Here is a 15,274-nt window from a genome sequence, read left to right as displayed (position 1 = left end):
GGGCGCGGGTGGCGAAGCCCCCGCCACGCGAGGCGAAGCCGAGCACGAACGACGAGGGCGAAGCGGTTCGCGTCGTCCGCGAACACACTCCGCCCTCGCACTCGTGGAGCTAAGGAGAATCGAACTCCTGACCTCTTGCATGCCATGCAAGCGCTCTACCAACTGAGCTATAGCCCCCTGCACTGGTCCGCCGAGGGGATGACCCCGCGGCGGCGTCGCCAACCTTACACGGCTTCCGCCGCCCTTCGCCAAATCCGTTTCCGGAGGCGACCGAGGCCCGCGCCCGCCTCTCCCCGCGACGAGTACTGTCGTCGCCCGGTGCAGCCGATCACGACTCTGGAGCCGCTCGCTGTGAGCACGGTGCAGCAGACCGCAGGGGGCAGGTCGCAGGCGTTCGTCAGGACGCATCTGCTGAGTCGCCCGGCCGTGAGCGCCTCCGTTCTGTGCCTGGTCTCGTTCGCCGCCTTCTGGGCGGCGCAGCGCGCGACGGACGTCTCCATGATCGACCTCATGGTCTACCGCGCCGGGGGATGGACCGTACGCACGGGCGGTGACCTGTACGCGATGCGCGCCACCTACGCCCAACTGCCCATGACCTATCCGCCTTTCGCGGCACTGCTGTTCATGCCGTTGACGCTGCTGGACGTGGCGGACATGCGCACCCTTGCCACGGCCGGGAATCTGGTGCTGCTGGTGGCGGTCGTCCACCTGTCGCTGCGGCTGCTCGGGCGCCCTCTGCGCGCTTCACGTCCCGCCGTCGCTCTGCTGATCGCGTCCGCGGCCGTGTGGTGCGAACCGGTGTGGACGACCCTTCGATACGGCCAGGTCAACTTGCTGCTGACGGCTCTTGTGCTGTGGGACCTCTCCCGCCGCACCGGACACCGCTGGGCCGGTGTGGGCGTCGGGCTCGCTGCGGGCGTCAAGCTCACTCCCGCGCTGTTCGCCGTCTTCCTCGCACTGTGCGGCGTCGCGCAGTGCCTGCGCCGGCTGCGCAACGGCCGGACGGCGACGGGCTGGTGGAATCCGCCGCTCCGGCAGGCGGCAGTCGCGACGGGGACGTTCCTGGGCACGGTGCTGCTCGGCGCGGTCGTGCTGCCGCGGGACTCGCGCCGATTCTGGCTGGACGCGATCTTCCGGTCGGAGCGTGTCGGTCATACCGACATCACCGACAACCAGGCCCTGAGCGGCGTCGTGGCCCGTCTCCTGCACACGGGCGAACCGGGCTGGGCCTGGCTGGTGCCTGCCGCCGCGGTGGTGCTGTTCGGGCTGGGCACGGCGGTGGCGGCCGCGTCGGCGGGTCACAGACGGCTGCCGTACGCACCGGCCTGGGCGGCCGTCGCCTGTGCCTGCACGGCGCTGCTGGTGAGCCCCGTCTCGTGGTCGCACCACTGGGTGTGGTGCGTGCCGCTGGTGATGCTGCTGGCGGCCGAGTCGCTGGTCCGCGAACGGGGGCGGCTCTGGCGGTCCTCGGCCGGGGCAGCGGCTGCCGCGTTCTGTTCGTACGCCGTGTGGCAGGTGCCGCACGGCGAGACAGGGCCCGTACGGCCCGAACTGAGCCAGACGGCGGGCGAGATGATTCTCTCGGCGGTGTATCCCGCGACGGGGCTGGCCTTCCTCGTGCTGGCAGCGACCGTGTCCGTAAGGGCGTTGCGCAGGCCCGCACCGTACGACCGTGAGGACGGTGCTGACCGGCCGACGGGCAGTCCGCCCTCACGGCTCCGCCTGCGTGAACAGCGCGAAGAGCCCGAAGAGCCCGAAGAGCGCGAGGGTGTCTCTCAGGCAGTCGCGAAGGAGTAGAAGCGCTTCAGCGTGCAGTGCTCGTCGAGCAGCCGCCCGTAGATGGGCTCGCCGTCCAACTCGCGGTACGTCTCGATCGGATCGCCCTTTATGATCAGCGCCCGCGCGCAGTCCTCACACCAGTACTGGAACGCGGCGTTGACGGGCTCCATGTCCCGCACGATGGGGGTACCGCTGCCGCACCAGTCGCACTTCCTGCTGTGCGCACCCATCAGTCATCAGCTCCAGCTGTGGCCGCAGGCCGTGCACACGTAGGAAACTCCTCCGTTGTCGCCGAGCATCTGGGCAACGTTCGATGAACCACAGGCCGGGCACAGCAAGGTCCTTGAGGACCGGCGCGAAGGGCCGCCGGCTGATCGTGCGCACAGGCATGCCGCCTGATCACCGCCCTCGATGAGGACTGCTGGCGACATCGCACACGTCACTCCCCTCGGACCCTCCCCCTTTCCCGGGCGTCACGATTCTGCCACGTTCCCGCACGTCTCAGGAGGCCCGGTCGGCGATCGGGACGTGAAGCGCGTCGCGAGGTGAACCCTCGCAGAACCGACGGAGCCGGAAGACTTCTGGTTCCGGCCCGTCGACATGGCACAGGACGACACAACGCGCAGCCCCCGCGGGGACGTTGCGGCCCCCGTTCCCGCGGAGCTGGCTAGCTGTTCTGTCCACGGAGGTTGGTGACGGTGATCACCGGTAGGTGATCTTGAAATGGGTGAGGGCCTTCTGGCTCGGTGTGGATTGCGACATCTGCACCGGCGACCAGAGAGGCCCTCATGCCGCACCGTAACGCACCCCTGACCGAGACCGGACGTGTGCGGCTGGCCCGCTGTGTGGTCGAGGACGGCTGGCCCTTGCGCCGGGCGGCCGAACGGTTCAACGTCTCGGTCACCACCGCCCAGCGGTGGGCGACCCGCTACCGGGCTGGCGGCGAGGCCGCCATGGTTGACCGCTCCTGCCGTCCCGGCCGCTGCCCGCGCCGGACTCCGACGCGCATCGAGCGGCGCATCATCAAGGTCCGCGTCCTGCGCCGCTGGGGCCCAGCACGCATCGCGGGTCTGCTGCACCTGGTGCCCTCCACCGTCCACCGCGTCCTGGCCCGCTACGGCGTCAGCCGCCTGGACCACTGCGACCGGGCCACCGGCCGGGTCATACGCCGCTACGAACGCGACCGCCCCGGCGAGCTGGTGCACGTCGACATCAAGAAGCTCGGCAACATCCCCGACGGAGGCGGCCACAAGGTGCTCGGCCGGACGGCCGGCCGGAAGAACCGCTCTGCCGTCGGCTACAGCTACATCCACACCGCCGTCGACGACCACTCCCGCCTTGCCTACAGCGAAATACTCACCGACGAGCGCAAGGAGACCGCAACGGCCTTCTGGACCCGGGCGCAGGCATTCTTCACCGTCTGCGGGATCACCGTCGAACGCGTGCTCACCGATAACGGCGCCTGCTACAAGTCCCGTCTGTGGCGCGACACGCTGGCCGCGGCCGGGATCACGCACAAGCGCACTCGCGCCTACCGGCCCCAGACGAACGGCAAGGTCGAACGTCTCAACCGCACCCTGCTGGAGGAGTGGGCCTACGCCCGGCCTTACCGCTCCGAGACCCAACGACGCGACGCCTTCCCCAACTGGCTGCACACCTACAATCACCACCGCGCACACACCGCGCTCGGCGGCCAACCACCCGCCAGCCGCGTCCCCAACCTCACGAGGCAATACAGCTAGGTGCTCGGGCTGCTGGCTGGGACTCACGACGGGCGGCGGCCTGTAGTCCCTGGCAGGCCCTCGGAACCGCGTGACGATCAGTCATGGGTGTGGCTGGAAAACGGGGTCCCAGATGATGTTGTGGGTGCTATGACTGCTTTACGTTGATTTCGTGTATCGATGCGTCCAAGGGGGGCCATGGCTATAGAACGGGCGCAGGGAAGTGAGCCGCCAAGACCAGTTTTTGAGGGATTCGCTGAGCTATCCCCGCCGCCTCCCCGCGTGCAGTTGGCGCCTCCAATGGGAGGGCCAAGGCCTCAGACGCCGCAGCAGATACTGTATTTCTACTCCGATGACGACTGGGAAGAGTTCACTCGCGAGTGGGTGCTGGCGATGGGCCAGCCATATGTGCGGGTGATCCGCCAAGGTGGCGCCGGCGACAAGGGCGCTGACATCGCGGCGTGTCTGACAGCGCAGGGAACAGCAGGGCCGTGGCACTGCTTCCAATGCAAGCACTACCAGGACGCTCTGCTTCCGTCGGATGCTCGCCCTGAGATGGTCAAGATCTTCGCGGCGGCTGTCCAGGGGAGCTACGTCCTTCCGGAGAGTTACATCTTCGTCGCACCGAAGATCGGCCCTACTCTCGCCCGGATGCTCATCAACCCCCCGAAGCTCAAGGCAGACTTCCTTAAGTACTGGGACAAGCCTGGGGACAGCCTTGGTGGCCACCTCGACGCTGGAGTGCGGGCGGGTGTGGACGCGCTTGCTCGTGCGGACGACTTCAGTCGTTTCCAGGCGCCTGATCTTGATCAGATCCTAAAGTGGCACAGCAGTACCCCGCAGCACTCCGATCGGTTCAGCAAACCGCTTAAGGACCGTCCTGCCGTTGAGGCGCCACCACCGGAGGCAAGGCCGGAAGAAGCGGCTTATGTGCGCAAACTCCTGGACGTCTACAACGAGACGTATGGCTGCGCTATGACGACCCTGCGGGAGGCGTACGACCATGCCATGGCCGGCCCGATGATGCGGTGGCATCGTGAGGTGTTCTATCACGCCGAGTCCCTACGGGTATTTGCGAGAGACAGCGTGCTGCAGGGCACCTACGAGGCCATCGAGTCGGATATCTTCCACTCCGTGTTCGGTGTGGCGCAGCGCAACCACTCAACAGGCCAGGACCGATTGGACGCAGTGCAGGCTGCGGCCGCGAGTGCATCTCTGACCGCAGCCAACGTCCTCACTCCTATCGTGACCGCTCCGGACCGGCAGGGGTTGTGCCATCAGTTGGCCAACAACGGTCGGCTGACGTGGTGCAAGGAGGACAGGCAGTGAATCCGCTCAACAGTCCCCTCGAAGTCGGGATGCGAGCCCTGGTCGTCCTGGCAGAGTCTTTTCCTGAGCGGTTCGACTCAGCACAGCTGGTCTTTCTCGACCATGCGATGGTTCACAGCGGCGATCTCGCTGGCCCAGACAGCCTCCACCCCGACCTTCCTGCCGGCCCCGGAGAACTGGGTATGCGGCGACACCTCATCGAACAGGGTCTGGTCGTGCTGATGAGAGCTGGCCTCGCCGATGTGGTCGCAACGAGCGACGGCTTCTTGTACGGCGCCACGGAAGAGGCGCCTAGCTTCCTCGGCATCTTGGAATCGCCGTACGTGCGCGAGTTGCAGAATCGTGCAGCGTGGCTCGCCGGGATCGATTCTCCCGAGGTCGATGCACGCAGCGGCATGGCGCAGATTAGCCAGCGCTGGTCTGACCAATTGAACGTTGCCGCACCACGCTGGAGGGACGTACTGTGAACAGACTGACTCTGGTTCACCTGACATTCCTCGGTATCGGCCGCCCTGCCGCCACCGTGGAGTTCAGCCCCCGACTGACGGTGATCTATGGGGCCTCCGAGACTGGTAAGTCATACATTGGCGAGTCTGTGGACTACATGCTGGGCGCCAGCGAGCTCAAACCCATCCCCGAGGATGACGGCTACAGCCGACTCCTGCTGGGTTTGCGCTTGGGGGACGGGCAGCCTTTCACCCTGTCCCGCGCCCTGGGTGCGAACGACATCGAAGTGTTCAATCGCGACGTGCGAGAACTGACAACCGCACCGGCTGACATCACGTTGTCCCACAAACACAGCCCTACATCCCAACGGAACATCTCCCGATACTTACTCAATCTCCTCGGGATCGACGGGCGCAGGATCCTCAAGAACGCCCGCGGCCAGGTACAGCCGTTGAACTTCCGGAATCTCGCCCGGCTGAGTGTCGTCAACGACACGCGCATGGCAGGGCACCAGTCACCCGTGCTCACCTCGGGCATGCCACATAACGAGACGACCGAGAAGTCAGTACTTAAACTCCTCCTAAGCGGACAAGAAGAACCAGTCCTTCCAACTGCACCGACCAGCCTGGAAAAAAAAGTAGGCAAGGGAAAAATCGATCTTCTCAGCCGACTCATCGACGAAAGCCGGGCGAGGCTCACGAGCCCGGCTACTGAGTCCGAACTACGGCTACAGCTGGACCGTCTGAAGTCGTCACTCAGACACGCCAGCGCCACTGCCGACCACCTCATCGCCTCACGCTCCACCCTCATAGAACACCGCCGCGAATTGGAATCCGAGGACCACGACAACCAAGGGCGCGCAATCGAGGTGCAGGATCTGCTTTCGCGCTTCGGCCTGCTACGACAGCAGTACGAGTCAGACCTGGCGCGGCTGGAGATGGTCGGCGAGGCGGGCAATCTCCTGGGCTATTTTCGGACCGGCATCTGTGTCTTCTGCGGAGCTGAACCAGAACATCAGCATCCGGGCCATCACCTTGCGGAGACAACCGAGCTAGCAGCGGCAGTCGCCGCAGAGACACGAAAAACCACCGAGCTGCACAGTGACCTCATGAGCACGCTCGAAGATCTCCAAGACCAGGCGGCGAGCCTAAGTGTAAAACACAGACAGCACTCCGAAAAGCTCGCCGAGAACGATCGGGAACTTCGTGCCCTGGAAATGCGCATGAAGCCAGTCAATGCCGACACCAACGAACTCATGACCAGGCGCTCTCAAGTGGAGAGTGAGCTCGCCATACACGCTCAGATCCAACAACTCGAGGACATGAAAGCGTCTCTGTCCAACATCCCACCCACACCCCCTGCCGCCCGCGCCGACGGCATCCCAGCCACAGACATTGCTGACTTCGAAGAAGCAATCCACCAGACGCTGCAAGCGTGGGGGGTGCCGGGCGAGAATCAGGTCAGCTATAACGCGACTTCGGCTGAGATCACTGTCGATCAGCGGCCGAGAGCGAGCAGGGGTAACGGCATGCGCTCAATCCTCCATGCCTCTTTCGCGGTGTCGCTGGCGCGCCGCAGCCAAGCCCGCGACCTGATTCACCCGGGGTTCGTCGTACTTGACTCTCCCGTGGTCACCTACCGCCAGTCCGAAGACAGTGAGGATGACCCCGAGTTGATGACGTCCGACGTCGTGGAGCGCTTCTATCGAGACCTCCTCGATAATCCTCCAGGACAGGTCATCGTGATCGAGAACGGCACTCCTCCCCCGGGCATCTCCGGTCGCGCGACCATCTACCCCTTCGGCGTGGACGGCTCCGAGCGCCGGGGTTTCTTCCCCTATCAGGAACAGCCAGAGAGCTAACCCCTTCTGGGGGTGCGCAGCGACCAATCGGACCGGGAGCGCTCGATACACCTGCCTACTGAAAGCTACTGACGTCATCAACCCTCGGGCCACTAAGGCCGGACAGACTGTCCGGCCTTAGTGGCCGGATCACTCGGAGGCTGTCTCCACACAACTGTGGTGTCCGGCTACGGGGCCTGCCGGGAGTGGCTCCTCGTAGATACCGTGATACAGGCCGCAACGTAGCAGGAGGCAATCCAAAATGCGTGGTCTCGGAGATCACCTCAGCATCGGCGAGCGCATAGCGTTCTACCGCAAGCGTCGCGGCTACACACAAGAAGTCCTGGCGGGGCTCGTTGGCCGGAGCACAGACTGGCTCGCCAAGATTGAGAACGGCCGGCGGAAGCCGCCTCGCATCGACATGCTCGCCGAGCTGGCACGCGTGCTGCGGGTGCCGCTCGGGGATCTCATTGGCCAGCCCGTCCTGCTGGAAGATGAGCAGGAGCAGGACGACGTGCCGGCCGTCAGGGACGCGCTCATGAGTCCGCGGCGTCTGTCCCGACTGCTGTTCGGCCCTGAAGTCGAGGCTCAACTCCCGAGCCCTGGGCCGACAGTGCCCTTCGTAGAACGCGCTTGGGGCCACTACCAGACAGGCAGCCTCGGCAAGGCGCTCGCCGCGCTTCCCGGGCTCTTGCAGACGGCTCAGGAGCTTGAAGACAGGGCTGCGCGCTCTGGCGACGAGACGAGGGCCTGCTGGGCCGTGTCAGCCCGTACTCACCACCTCGCTGCGACGACGCTTGCGAAGATCGGCGAGTCCGATGTCTCTTGGCTGGCCGCCGAGCGCGCTATGCGGGCCGCCGACGAATCTGGTGATGCTCTCGTTCTGGCTTCCGCCGCCCGGTCGGGTACGCATGCGCTCCTGGCCAACGGGCGCTACGACGACGCGATGGAGCTGGGCAACACCACGGCCACGTGGCTCTCGGCTCGCATCGACGAGCACGACCCAGCAGCCCTCAGCCTGCTGGGCATGGTGCATCTGCGCGCCGCTGTCGCTGCCGCGCGTCACCAGGATCGGGGCACGGCCATGAACCTGCTCTGTCGAGCCGAGACGCTGGCCGAGCAGCTCGGCGAGGACGCGAACTACTGGCAGACGAGCTTCGGCCCGACCAACGTGGTTCTCCACCGCCTCTCCATCGAGTTGGACTTGGAGAACATCTCGTACGTGGTGGAGCACGGCGACATCGACGTCGACCACATGCCACCCGAGCGCGGCACCTCGCACCGCATCGACCACGCCCGCGGCCTCTCTCTCGCCGGCCGTAGCGACGACGCCTTCAGGGAACTGCGCACGGCGGAGCACAACTCACCGCAGCTCGTACGCAACAACCCCAGAGTCCGGGAGACTTTGCGGGACTTGATGAAGCAGTCTCCGGTCACTGGCAGCGCTCGGTCTTCCGAGCTGTTCGTCATGGCCCAACGGTGCAGGGCGGTGCAGTGAGTACGACCTCTCGGAGTGTCTTGGGTGTGGTTGGCACGAGTGCAGGGGGTGTCCAAGCCCTACGGGCTGGGCTTGTCCAACCGGCCGTAGAGCGCGGCTGGCAGGTCGCCGTGACGCTGACACCGACGGCGGACGAATGGCTGCGTGCCACGGGTGAGATCGAGCAACTCAAGGCGCTCACGGGTCTTCCCGTACGGTCTCTTCCCCGCCTCCCGAGCGAGAGCCGCCCACATCCGCCGGCGGACTGTTTTGTCGTCGCACCCGCCAGCGCCAACACTGTCGCCAAGCTGGCCTCGGGCATCTCCGACAACCAGGCACTGACGCAGGTCAACGAGGCAATCGGTACTCGGAACCTACCCGTCGTCGTCTTCCCACGCGTCAACGCGGCCCACGCCCGGCACCCCGCCTGGGAGCGTCATCTGGCGGACCTGCGCAGTGCGGGGGTCCGCCTCGTGTACGGAGCTGACGTGTGGCCTCTCTACGAGCCTCGCGAGGCGAGCGCCGGACGGGAGATCCCCTGGGAGGCAGTGCTCAACGAAGCCGATGAGGCAGTGAGATGAAAGCACGTCAACACCATTGACCTGCAATGACGAAGGACCCGGACAGTGTGTCCGGGTCCTTCGTCATTCGTACGGGAGCCGCGCTCGCCGCGGGGAATGTACGCCGGGACTTCCGAGTCCTCCTGAAGAAGGCGGGGCTGTCCGCCGACGACTGGACCCCGCGGGAGCTCCGGCACAGCTTCGTCTCGCTGCTCTCCGAGCACGGCATCCGGCTCGAGGACATCGCCCGCGTCGTGGGACACCGAAGCACCACCACGACGGAGATCGTCTACCGGAAGCAGCTTCGCCCTGTGATCACCGAGGGGGCTGAGGTAATGGACGCCATCTTCGCCGACGGATCGAGCGAAGGGGAGCCGCCGTGAGGTAGCCGTGCGAGGCACTGGCTCCCTGTTTGGCTCCCCCGCCTGCGTCAAGCGCTCGAAGGGCCGTCCACGCACGGCGTGGACGGCCCTTCGGCTGCTGTTCAGAGGGGGTTCTGCGGTGGTGGGCACAACTGGGATCGAACCAGTGACATCTTGCTTGTAAGGCAAGCGCTCTACCGCTGAGCTATGCGCCCGGGGACCGAACGAGGCCACAGACTACCCTGTCCCGCGGTATCGGGCGCAAACCCTTCCGCGGGCCGCCCGCGGCGCGGGGAGACGCCGATTCGTGCGGGATCGTGAACGAACCGGCCCGTGTGTTCGTTGGCACAGGGTGGGACAATGGCCTGCGATCCACTGGTGCGGTACATGGGGACACGGGGAGAGGTTTGGTGGCGGCGATGAACGGCGGCGGTACCCGCCGCTGGGGCTGGGGCAGCGGCCGGGCGGAGAATCAGCGGGCCGACGCGCAAGCAGCCAAGGACGCCGCGGCAGCCGCCTTCTACGACCTCGACACCGCCCAGCGTGATCTGCGCATCTCCATCGAGACCCTCAGCGCCGTCGACGACTCCCGTCCCGCGCGGAAGGCAGTCTCCGACTTCGCCGAGTTCGGCACCCGCATCGACCGGGTGAGCCACGAGTACATCACCGTCGTCGACACCCATGATCTGGACCGGGACGATCTCGACCCCGGCACGGCCGCCCGTGCGCAGGCGGAGCTGAGGAAGGCCAAGGAGGACCTGGAGCGGGTCAAGGCCGAGCTGGAGCGCTTCGGGGAGGGCCTGGGGCCGCTGCTCTCGCAGGCCGAGACCCAGCTCGCGCGGCTCGCTCCCGCCGTGGAGCGGGCGCGGCAGGCTCTGCTGGCCGCGTCGAACGCGCTGGACGCCACCCGCGCCGCAGGCCTCGAGGCCGACGATCTCGCCGGCCGTCTCGCGTCGCTGTCGCCGGAGCTGACGAAGCTCAATGAGGGTGCGGGCCGGCACGGCGTCCAGGACACGCTGCACCGGGCGGACCGGGTGGTGCGTGAGGCCGAGGCGATCCGCAGCGAGGCGGACCAGCTCCCCGAGAAGGCCGCGGAGATCGACAAGCGGATCTCGTCCCTGCGTACGCGCACCCAGGCCCTGCACACCAGGGCCGGCCAGGTCGAGCCCGTGCTGAGCGAGCTGCGCCGCCGGTTCAGCGCGGCGTGCTGGCAGGACCTGCAGCAGGTACCGGAGCAGGCGGCGCGTTCGGTGCGGCAGGCGGAGGAGAAGCTGGCGGAGGGCCGCAAGGCTCGGGACGAGCAGCGCTGGCCGGACGCCACCGCGCAGGTGTCGACGGTACGGGCGCTGCTGAACACGGCCGACGAGGCGATCAAGGCCGCCGGTGACCGGCTGCAGCGGCTCAACGAGGTCTCCTTCGACAAGACGAAGGAGGTCGAGCGCACCCGGTTCGCGATCCGCGACGCGCAGCGCCTCGCGATGGCGGGCCGCAGCACGCCGGACCCGCGGCACGCCCGCCCGCTGGACGACGCGGTGGAACGCGTGGACCGGGCGGTGGAGTCGCTCTCAGGACGGCACCCGGACTACTGGCATCTGCTGACCGAGCTGGACGCCGTGAAGGAGACGGTGCAGCGCGTGGTCGATCAGATCCGCGAGGAGCGGGCCTCCGGGCAGTGACGGGGAGCCGCCGTCACAGGGGAGGAACGGACCTCTCACCGGCGGCCCGCGCGGCTGCCGGATAGCATTCCGCCATGCCGCGTTACGAGTACCGCTGCCGCCGGTGCGACACACAGTTCGAACTGACCCGTCCCATGGCGGAGTCCGGTGCCCCGGCCAGCTGTCCGGACGGTCACGGGGACACCGTCAAGCTGCTCTCCACCGTCGCGGTCGGCGGCACCTCCGCCGCGCCCACGATGAGCGCACCGCAGGCAGGGGGCGGCGGGGGCGGCTGCTGCGGAGGCGGCTGCTGCGGCTGAGACCGGGACTGAGACGGGGCTGAGACCGCGGGCGTACGTCAGCCGCTGCGGCCGTCCGTCCAGTGCGCGGGCCTGCTGAGCCCGCCGGGGAGCCGGGTGCCGCCGCTGCCCTTCGCTGCGCTGATCTGCGGCTGGGTGAGGAAGAGGCATCCGGTGAGGTCCGCGCCGCTCAGGTCGGCGTCCCGCAGGTCGGCCCCTGTCATGTCGGCGTCGCGCAGGTCCGCGCCGGTCATGTCGACGGCGATCAAACGGGCCCCGCGGAAGTTGGCGCCCCGCAGACCGGCGCCCGCGAGCCGCGCCCCTGACAGGTCGGCGCCGCGGTGGTTCCTCCTGCGTCCGGGGACGCGGGCCCGCGCCGTCTCGCTCGCGCGCAGCAGCGCAGCCCCGGCCCGCTCCCGCAGTGCCGGGACGTCTGCCGCCAGAAGGTCCTCGGCGCTGCCCTGCGTGAGCCGCTCGACGGTTTCCAGCACACCCTTCAGTTCGCCGCGCAGCGGCCGTCCGGTGGGAAGTGCCACCGCCTCCGTCAGGTACTTCAGCAGTTCGTGCAGCTGCCGCATCACGGCGAACACCGCGAACATGGGCTGCGCCGTTCCGGGCTCCTCGCGCCAGTCCCGTCCGCCGAAGGTGACCTGGGAGACCTTCTGTCCGGCGCCGAAGCAGTCGAAGACGGTGCACCCGGAGAACCCTCGCTCCCGCAGGTCCGCGTGGATGCCGCAGCGGAAGTCTGCCTGGAGGTTCGTGCAGGGCTGTCCGGCGGCCTTGTCGAGGGCGAAGTCCGACGAGGCGGTGAAGGACAGCGCGACACAGCACAGCCCGAAGCAGGCGGCGCAGTCGGCTCGCAGATCGGTACCGCCGCTGCCGCCCCTCGGTGGAGCGGAACACTTCTGGCTCAAGGCGTGTGGTCTCCTGCCGCGAGGTCCCCACCGGACCGGTCCGCCGTGGACGGGCGCTCATTCTCGCACCTGCCTGCGAACTACCGGACGTCAACGGATGCGGGCGACGGCGCCGTAGGACCCGACGCGCACGTCGTCGTCCGCCAGGTCCTGCTCGGAGCGGTCCGAGTGCCAGCGGTGCACGAGCACGAGACCCGGTTCGAGGAGTTCCAGCCCTTCGAGGAGTGCCGCCACCTCCCCGTACGTACGGCTGCGCAGGGGGATGCCGGACAGCTTCTCGTAGTGGTCGAGCACCGCGCGCATCGCTTCGGGATCGAGGTCGGCCGTGAGGTGGGAGAGGGTCAGACAGCTGCCGGGCGCCAGCAGCCCGGTCAGGCGCCGGACCATGTCGTGTGCCGTCCGGTCGTCCCGTACGTAGGGCAGCAGCACGGAGAGGGAGAGGGAGACGGGCTGCTGCAGGTCCAGGTTCTCGCGGACCTCGGGGGAGGTGACGACGGCGGCCGGGTCTGTCGCGTCCGCCCGGAGGAAGGCAGTGCTGCCCTGGGAGCTGCTGGTGAGCAGGGCCTGGGCGTGCGCGTGGACGACGGGGTCGTTGTCGACGTAGACGACTCGGGCGGAGGGGTCCTCGGACTGGGCGACCTGGTGGAGGCCGGGTTCGGTGGGGATTCCGGAGCCCAGGTCGAGGAACTGCCGTATGCCGGCCTCCTTCACGAGGTGGCGTACCGCGCGGAGCATGAAGCCGCGGTTCTCACGGGCCGTCATGGCGATCCGGGGAGCGGCTTCCACGGACTGCTGGGCGGCCCATCTGTCCGCCGCGTAGTTCGTGCGCCCGCCGAGGAGGTAGTCCTCCACACGTGCCGGATGGGGGCGGTCGGTGCGCGGCTCGCCCTCCGCGCGGACGTCCGCCGGGCCGGGGCCCGCCTGTTCCCGCTGCGTACCGGCGCCGTCGGCAAGGCCGAAGGGACGGACGCGGCCCGTGGCGTAGAGCGCCCAGAGCAGGTCGTGCACGGCACCGGGTCTGTCCTTCGTCAGGGGCAGATGTGTCAGGGTTCCCGCCTCACGCAGCCAGCCCGTCAGCGTCCCGGGCGGGATGCCCAGCTCGCAGGAGGTCTCGTGGTTGTCCAGTTCGTGGTGCGCCCAGGCCGACAGCGCGGACAGCAGACGTGTGGAGAGCCCGGACAGCACCCCGCCGCCCCACATCGCGGCACCGTCCTGGGAGAGGATCTCGCGTACGCCGCCCGCGGCCGGTGCCGTTCCGGGAACGGGCGGCGGCAGCTCGGCGAGCTGCAGTGCGAGATCGAGAGCCGCCCGGTCGCCCAGCCTCCGCCGGTCGAGCCCGGCCCGGGACGTCAGTTCGTCGAGACGGGCGGAGATCGTGTCGTGGTGCAGTCCGAGCAGTCTGCCGGCGCCCTCCGCGCCCATCGTGATCGCCGCCCGGCACACCTCCAGCAGCCGCCGCAGCTCGACCGCGGCCAGGTTCTCCTCCAGCGGCGCCAGCAGCTCGCGCGCCCAGGCACGCGCCGAGGCGTCCAGCATCTCCGCCAGCGGAGGCCGCCCGTCGTGCACCGCCACCCCGCCCGCGGTGCGCCGTGCCGCCTCGACGCTCGCGGCCGCCGCGCCGTACAGCCGTGCCGCGTGCTCCAGCGGGCCGCGCCCGCTCACGCCGACGGCCCGTTCCGGCAGCGCCTCCGCCACGGGTTCCAGGACGGTCTGCACCGGGGGCTGCGACCCGTCCCAGATGACGATGACCTGGGCCTCGTCCACGGGACACAGCACGGTCAGCGAACGCCCCCACTGCAGCGCCTCCTCCACCTCGGAGGCGACAGCCGCACGCTCCTCGCCCGGCGCCGTCTCGACCACTGCCATCTGCATGACACCGGCAGCCGTCAGGCCCGGTGCGAGCGGTTCCACGGCCCGTCCGGCTGAGGTCACATCGCCCACCATCAGGTACTGGAAGGCGGAGGTCCGTGCCGCGAGCACCGCCGCCCGCAGCCGGTGTTCGCGCTCCGAGACGTCCTCCTCGCGCAGCAGCCCGGCCACCATCACTGCCACCTGTCTCAGGCCGAGCTGGCCGCGTCCCGTCCACGGCTCCTCGCGGGAGGCGATCAGCAGCCGGTGCGGCGGCCCGACGCCGACCGGCCACACCTCCACGTAGCGGCGCCCCTCCGAGGTGCCCCGTACGGGGCCGCGTTCCCGTCCCCGCACCAGCTCCCGCAGCGGCCCCGCCTGTCTGCGCAGCTCCTCGGGCCACGCCTGTTCGCGGTGGCCGTCGACGATCTCGATCTCCGCCCCGGTCTCCTGTGCCACCCATTCGAGCAGGCCGGCAGGGCCGTCGCCCTGGGCGATGGCCTGCGCCGCGAGGTTCGAGTAGCCCTCCAGTTGGCGGATCTGTGTCTGCAGTGCCGCGACGTGTGCGCCTGTCAGAGCTTCGGTCACCCGTACCGGGTCGCCGGGGACCGCCGGTCTGAGCACCGGTACGAGCCCACTGCCGCCCACCTCTTCGTCATCGCCGCAGACCACCACTCCCGCCGCGTCGCCGGCCCGTAGCGAGACCCACTTCAGGCTGCCGCCGCCGGGGGTCACGAGCAGCGCGCGCGCCGTACGCTCGCCGATGCGCGGTCCGTCCGGGCCGCACCGCACGATCTTGTCGACCACCCGGCTCGGGTCCTCGGGCGCGTCGTCACCGGCCGCCCACCGCAGCAGTGGCGGCTCGGAGGCGGTCAGGTGGCCGAGCGTCAACATGGCTCAAGCGTCCTGCCCGGCACCGGCAGCCGCACCTCGAGTGCCGCTGTGGGGGCGGCGGGCCGGGACGGATGGTGGAGGGAAGGGCACGGACCGGAGCGGGGTGTGTGGACGCGGCCCCTGTGCGTCCCCCACGGACGGGTGAAGGA

The 15,274-nt window shown here is 68.4% G+C and carries 13 protein-coding genes, 2 tRNA genes and 1 pseudogene; 10 read left to right on the top strand and 6 right to left on the bottom strand.

Going from position 1 to position 15,274, the window contains the following annotated elements; genetic code table 11:
• Positions 1-104: 104 nt before the first annotated feature.
• Positions 105-177: transfer RNA gene (locus H343_RS0120300), tRNA-Ala, on the bottom strand.
• Here H343_RS0120300 and H343_RS31745 point away from each other — a divergent pair.
• The gene (locus tag H343_RS31745; protein ID WP_078505937.1) at positions 145-1,797 is read left to right on the top strand and encodes a glycosyltransferase 87 family protein; all 1,653 of its coding nucleotides are present in this window, start codon (positions 145-147) and stop codon (positions 1,795-1,797) included. The genes H343_RS0120300 and H343_RS31745 overlap by 33 nt on opposite strands.
• On the opposite strand, the gene H343_RS0120290 is transcribed toward H343_RS31745, so the two are convergent.
• A complete protein-coding gene (locus H343_RS0120290; protein ID WP_028432648.1) occupies positions 1,776-2,009 on the bottom strand; it encodes a hypothetical protein in 234 nt (77 codons plus the stop codon). The genes H343_RS31745 and H343_RS0120290 overlap by 22 nt on opposite strands.
• 6 nt (positions 2,010-2,015) lie before the next feature.
• On the bottom strand, positions 2,016-2,210 hold the full coding sequence (locus tag H343_RS36055; RefSeq protein WP_078505936.1) for a hypothetical protein: 195 nt from the start codon (positions 2,208-2,210) through the stop codon (positions 2,016-2,018).
• Positions 2,211-2,567: 357 nt separating this feature from the next.
• Here H343_RS36055 and H343_RS0120285 point away from each other — a divergent pair, with 357 nt between their 5' ends.
• From H343_RS0120285 to H343_RS31730, 7 genes and pseudogenes are all read left to right on the top strand, one after another.
• Positions 2,568-3,521 (top strand): IS481 family transposase, encoded by a 954-nt coding sequence (locus tag H343_RS0120285; RefSeq protein WP_028432647.1) that lies wholly within the window; start codon positions 2,568-2,570, stop codon positions 3,519-3,521.
• 372 nt (positions 3,522-3,893) lie between these two features.
• On the top strand, positions 3,894-4,829 hold the full coding sequence (locus H343_RS31740; RefSeq protein ID WP_486586980.1) for an ABC-three component system protein: 936 nt from the start codon (positions 3,894-3,896) through the stop codon (positions 4,827-4,829).
• Positions 4,826-5,296: an ABC-three component system middle component 2 gene (locus H343_RS31735; RefSeq protein ID WP_106958893.1), complete on the top strand. Its 471-nt coding sequence runs from the start codon at positions 4,826-4,828 to the stop codon at positions 5,294-5,296. Before H343_RS31740 ends, H343_RS31735 begins: the two co-directional genes overlap by 4 nt.
• Entirely contained in the window at positions 5,293-7,137 is a 1,845-nt protein-coding gene (locus tag H343_RS0120270) for a hypothetical protein (RefSeq protein WP_028432646.1), read from the top strand. The genes H343_RS31735 and H343_RS0120270 overlap by 4 nt, the downstream gene beginning before the upstream one ends.
• A 241-nt stretch (positions 7,138-7,378) precedes the next feature.
• The gene (locus H343_RS0120265; protein ID WP_028432645.1) at positions 7,379-8,614 is read left to right on the top strand and encodes a helix-turn-helix domain-containing protein; all 1,236 of its coding nucleotides are present in this window, start codon (positions 7,379-7,381) and stop codon (positions 8,612-8,614) included.
• Entirely contained in the window at positions 8,596-9,174 is a 579-nt protein-coding gene (locus H343_RS0120260; RefSeq protein ID WP_078505935.1) for a flavoprotein, read from the top strand. The genes H343_RS0120265 and H343_RS0120260 overlap by 19 nt, the downstream gene beginning before the upstream one ends.
• Positions 9,175-9,233: 59 nt before the next feature.
• Positions 9,234-9,536 (top strand): annotated as a pseudogene (locus tag H343_RS31730) (tyrosine-type recombinase/integrase); the annotation flags it as partial.
• Between the two features lie 119 nt (positions 9,537-9,655).
• On the opposite strand, the gene H343_RS0120250 reads toward H343_RS31730, so the two are convergent.
• Positions 9,656-9,730, bottom strand: a tRNA-Val gene (locus H343_RS0120250).
• 204 nt (positions 9,731-9,934) lie between these two features.
• Here H343_RS0120250 and H343_RS0120245 point away from each other — a divergent pair.
• Positions 9,935-11,191 (top strand): coiled-coil domain-containing protein, encoded by a 1,257-nt coding sequence (locus tag H343_RS0120245; protein ID WP_199778964.1) that lies wholly within the window; start codon positions 9,935-9,937, stop codon positions 11,189-11,191.
• 74 nt (positions 11,192-11,265) lie between these two features.
• Entirely contained in the window at positions 11,266-11,490 is a 225-nt protein-coding gene (locus tag H343_RS0120240) for an FmdB family zinc ribbon protein (protein WP_028432642.1), read from the top strand.
• Between the two features lie 38 nt (positions 11,491-11,528).
• Here H343_RS0120240 and H343_RS0120235 read toward each other — a convergent pair whose 3' ends face one another.
• Together H343_RS0120235 and H343_RS35625 are read right to left on the bottom strand one after the other, a co-directional pair.
• A complete protein-coding gene (locus tag H343_RS0120235) occupies positions 11,529-12,383 on the bottom strand; it encodes a pentapeptide repeat-containing protein (protein ID WP_028432641.1) in 855 nt (284 codons plus the stop codon).
• Positions 12,384-12,473: 90 nt separating this feature from the next.
• Positions 12,474-15,125 (bottom strand): SAM-dependent methyltransferase, encoded by a 2,652-nt coding sequence (locus H343_RS35625; protein ID WP_199778961.1) that lies wholly within the window; start codon positions 15,123-15,125, stop codon positions 12,474-12,476.
• Positions 15,126-15,274: the final 149 nt, after the last annotated feature.

The organism is Streptomyces sp. TAA204, assembly GCF_000424965.1.
Note: the sequence above shows the minus strand (reverse complement) of the source record. Positions and strands in the feature narration are given on the sequence as shown.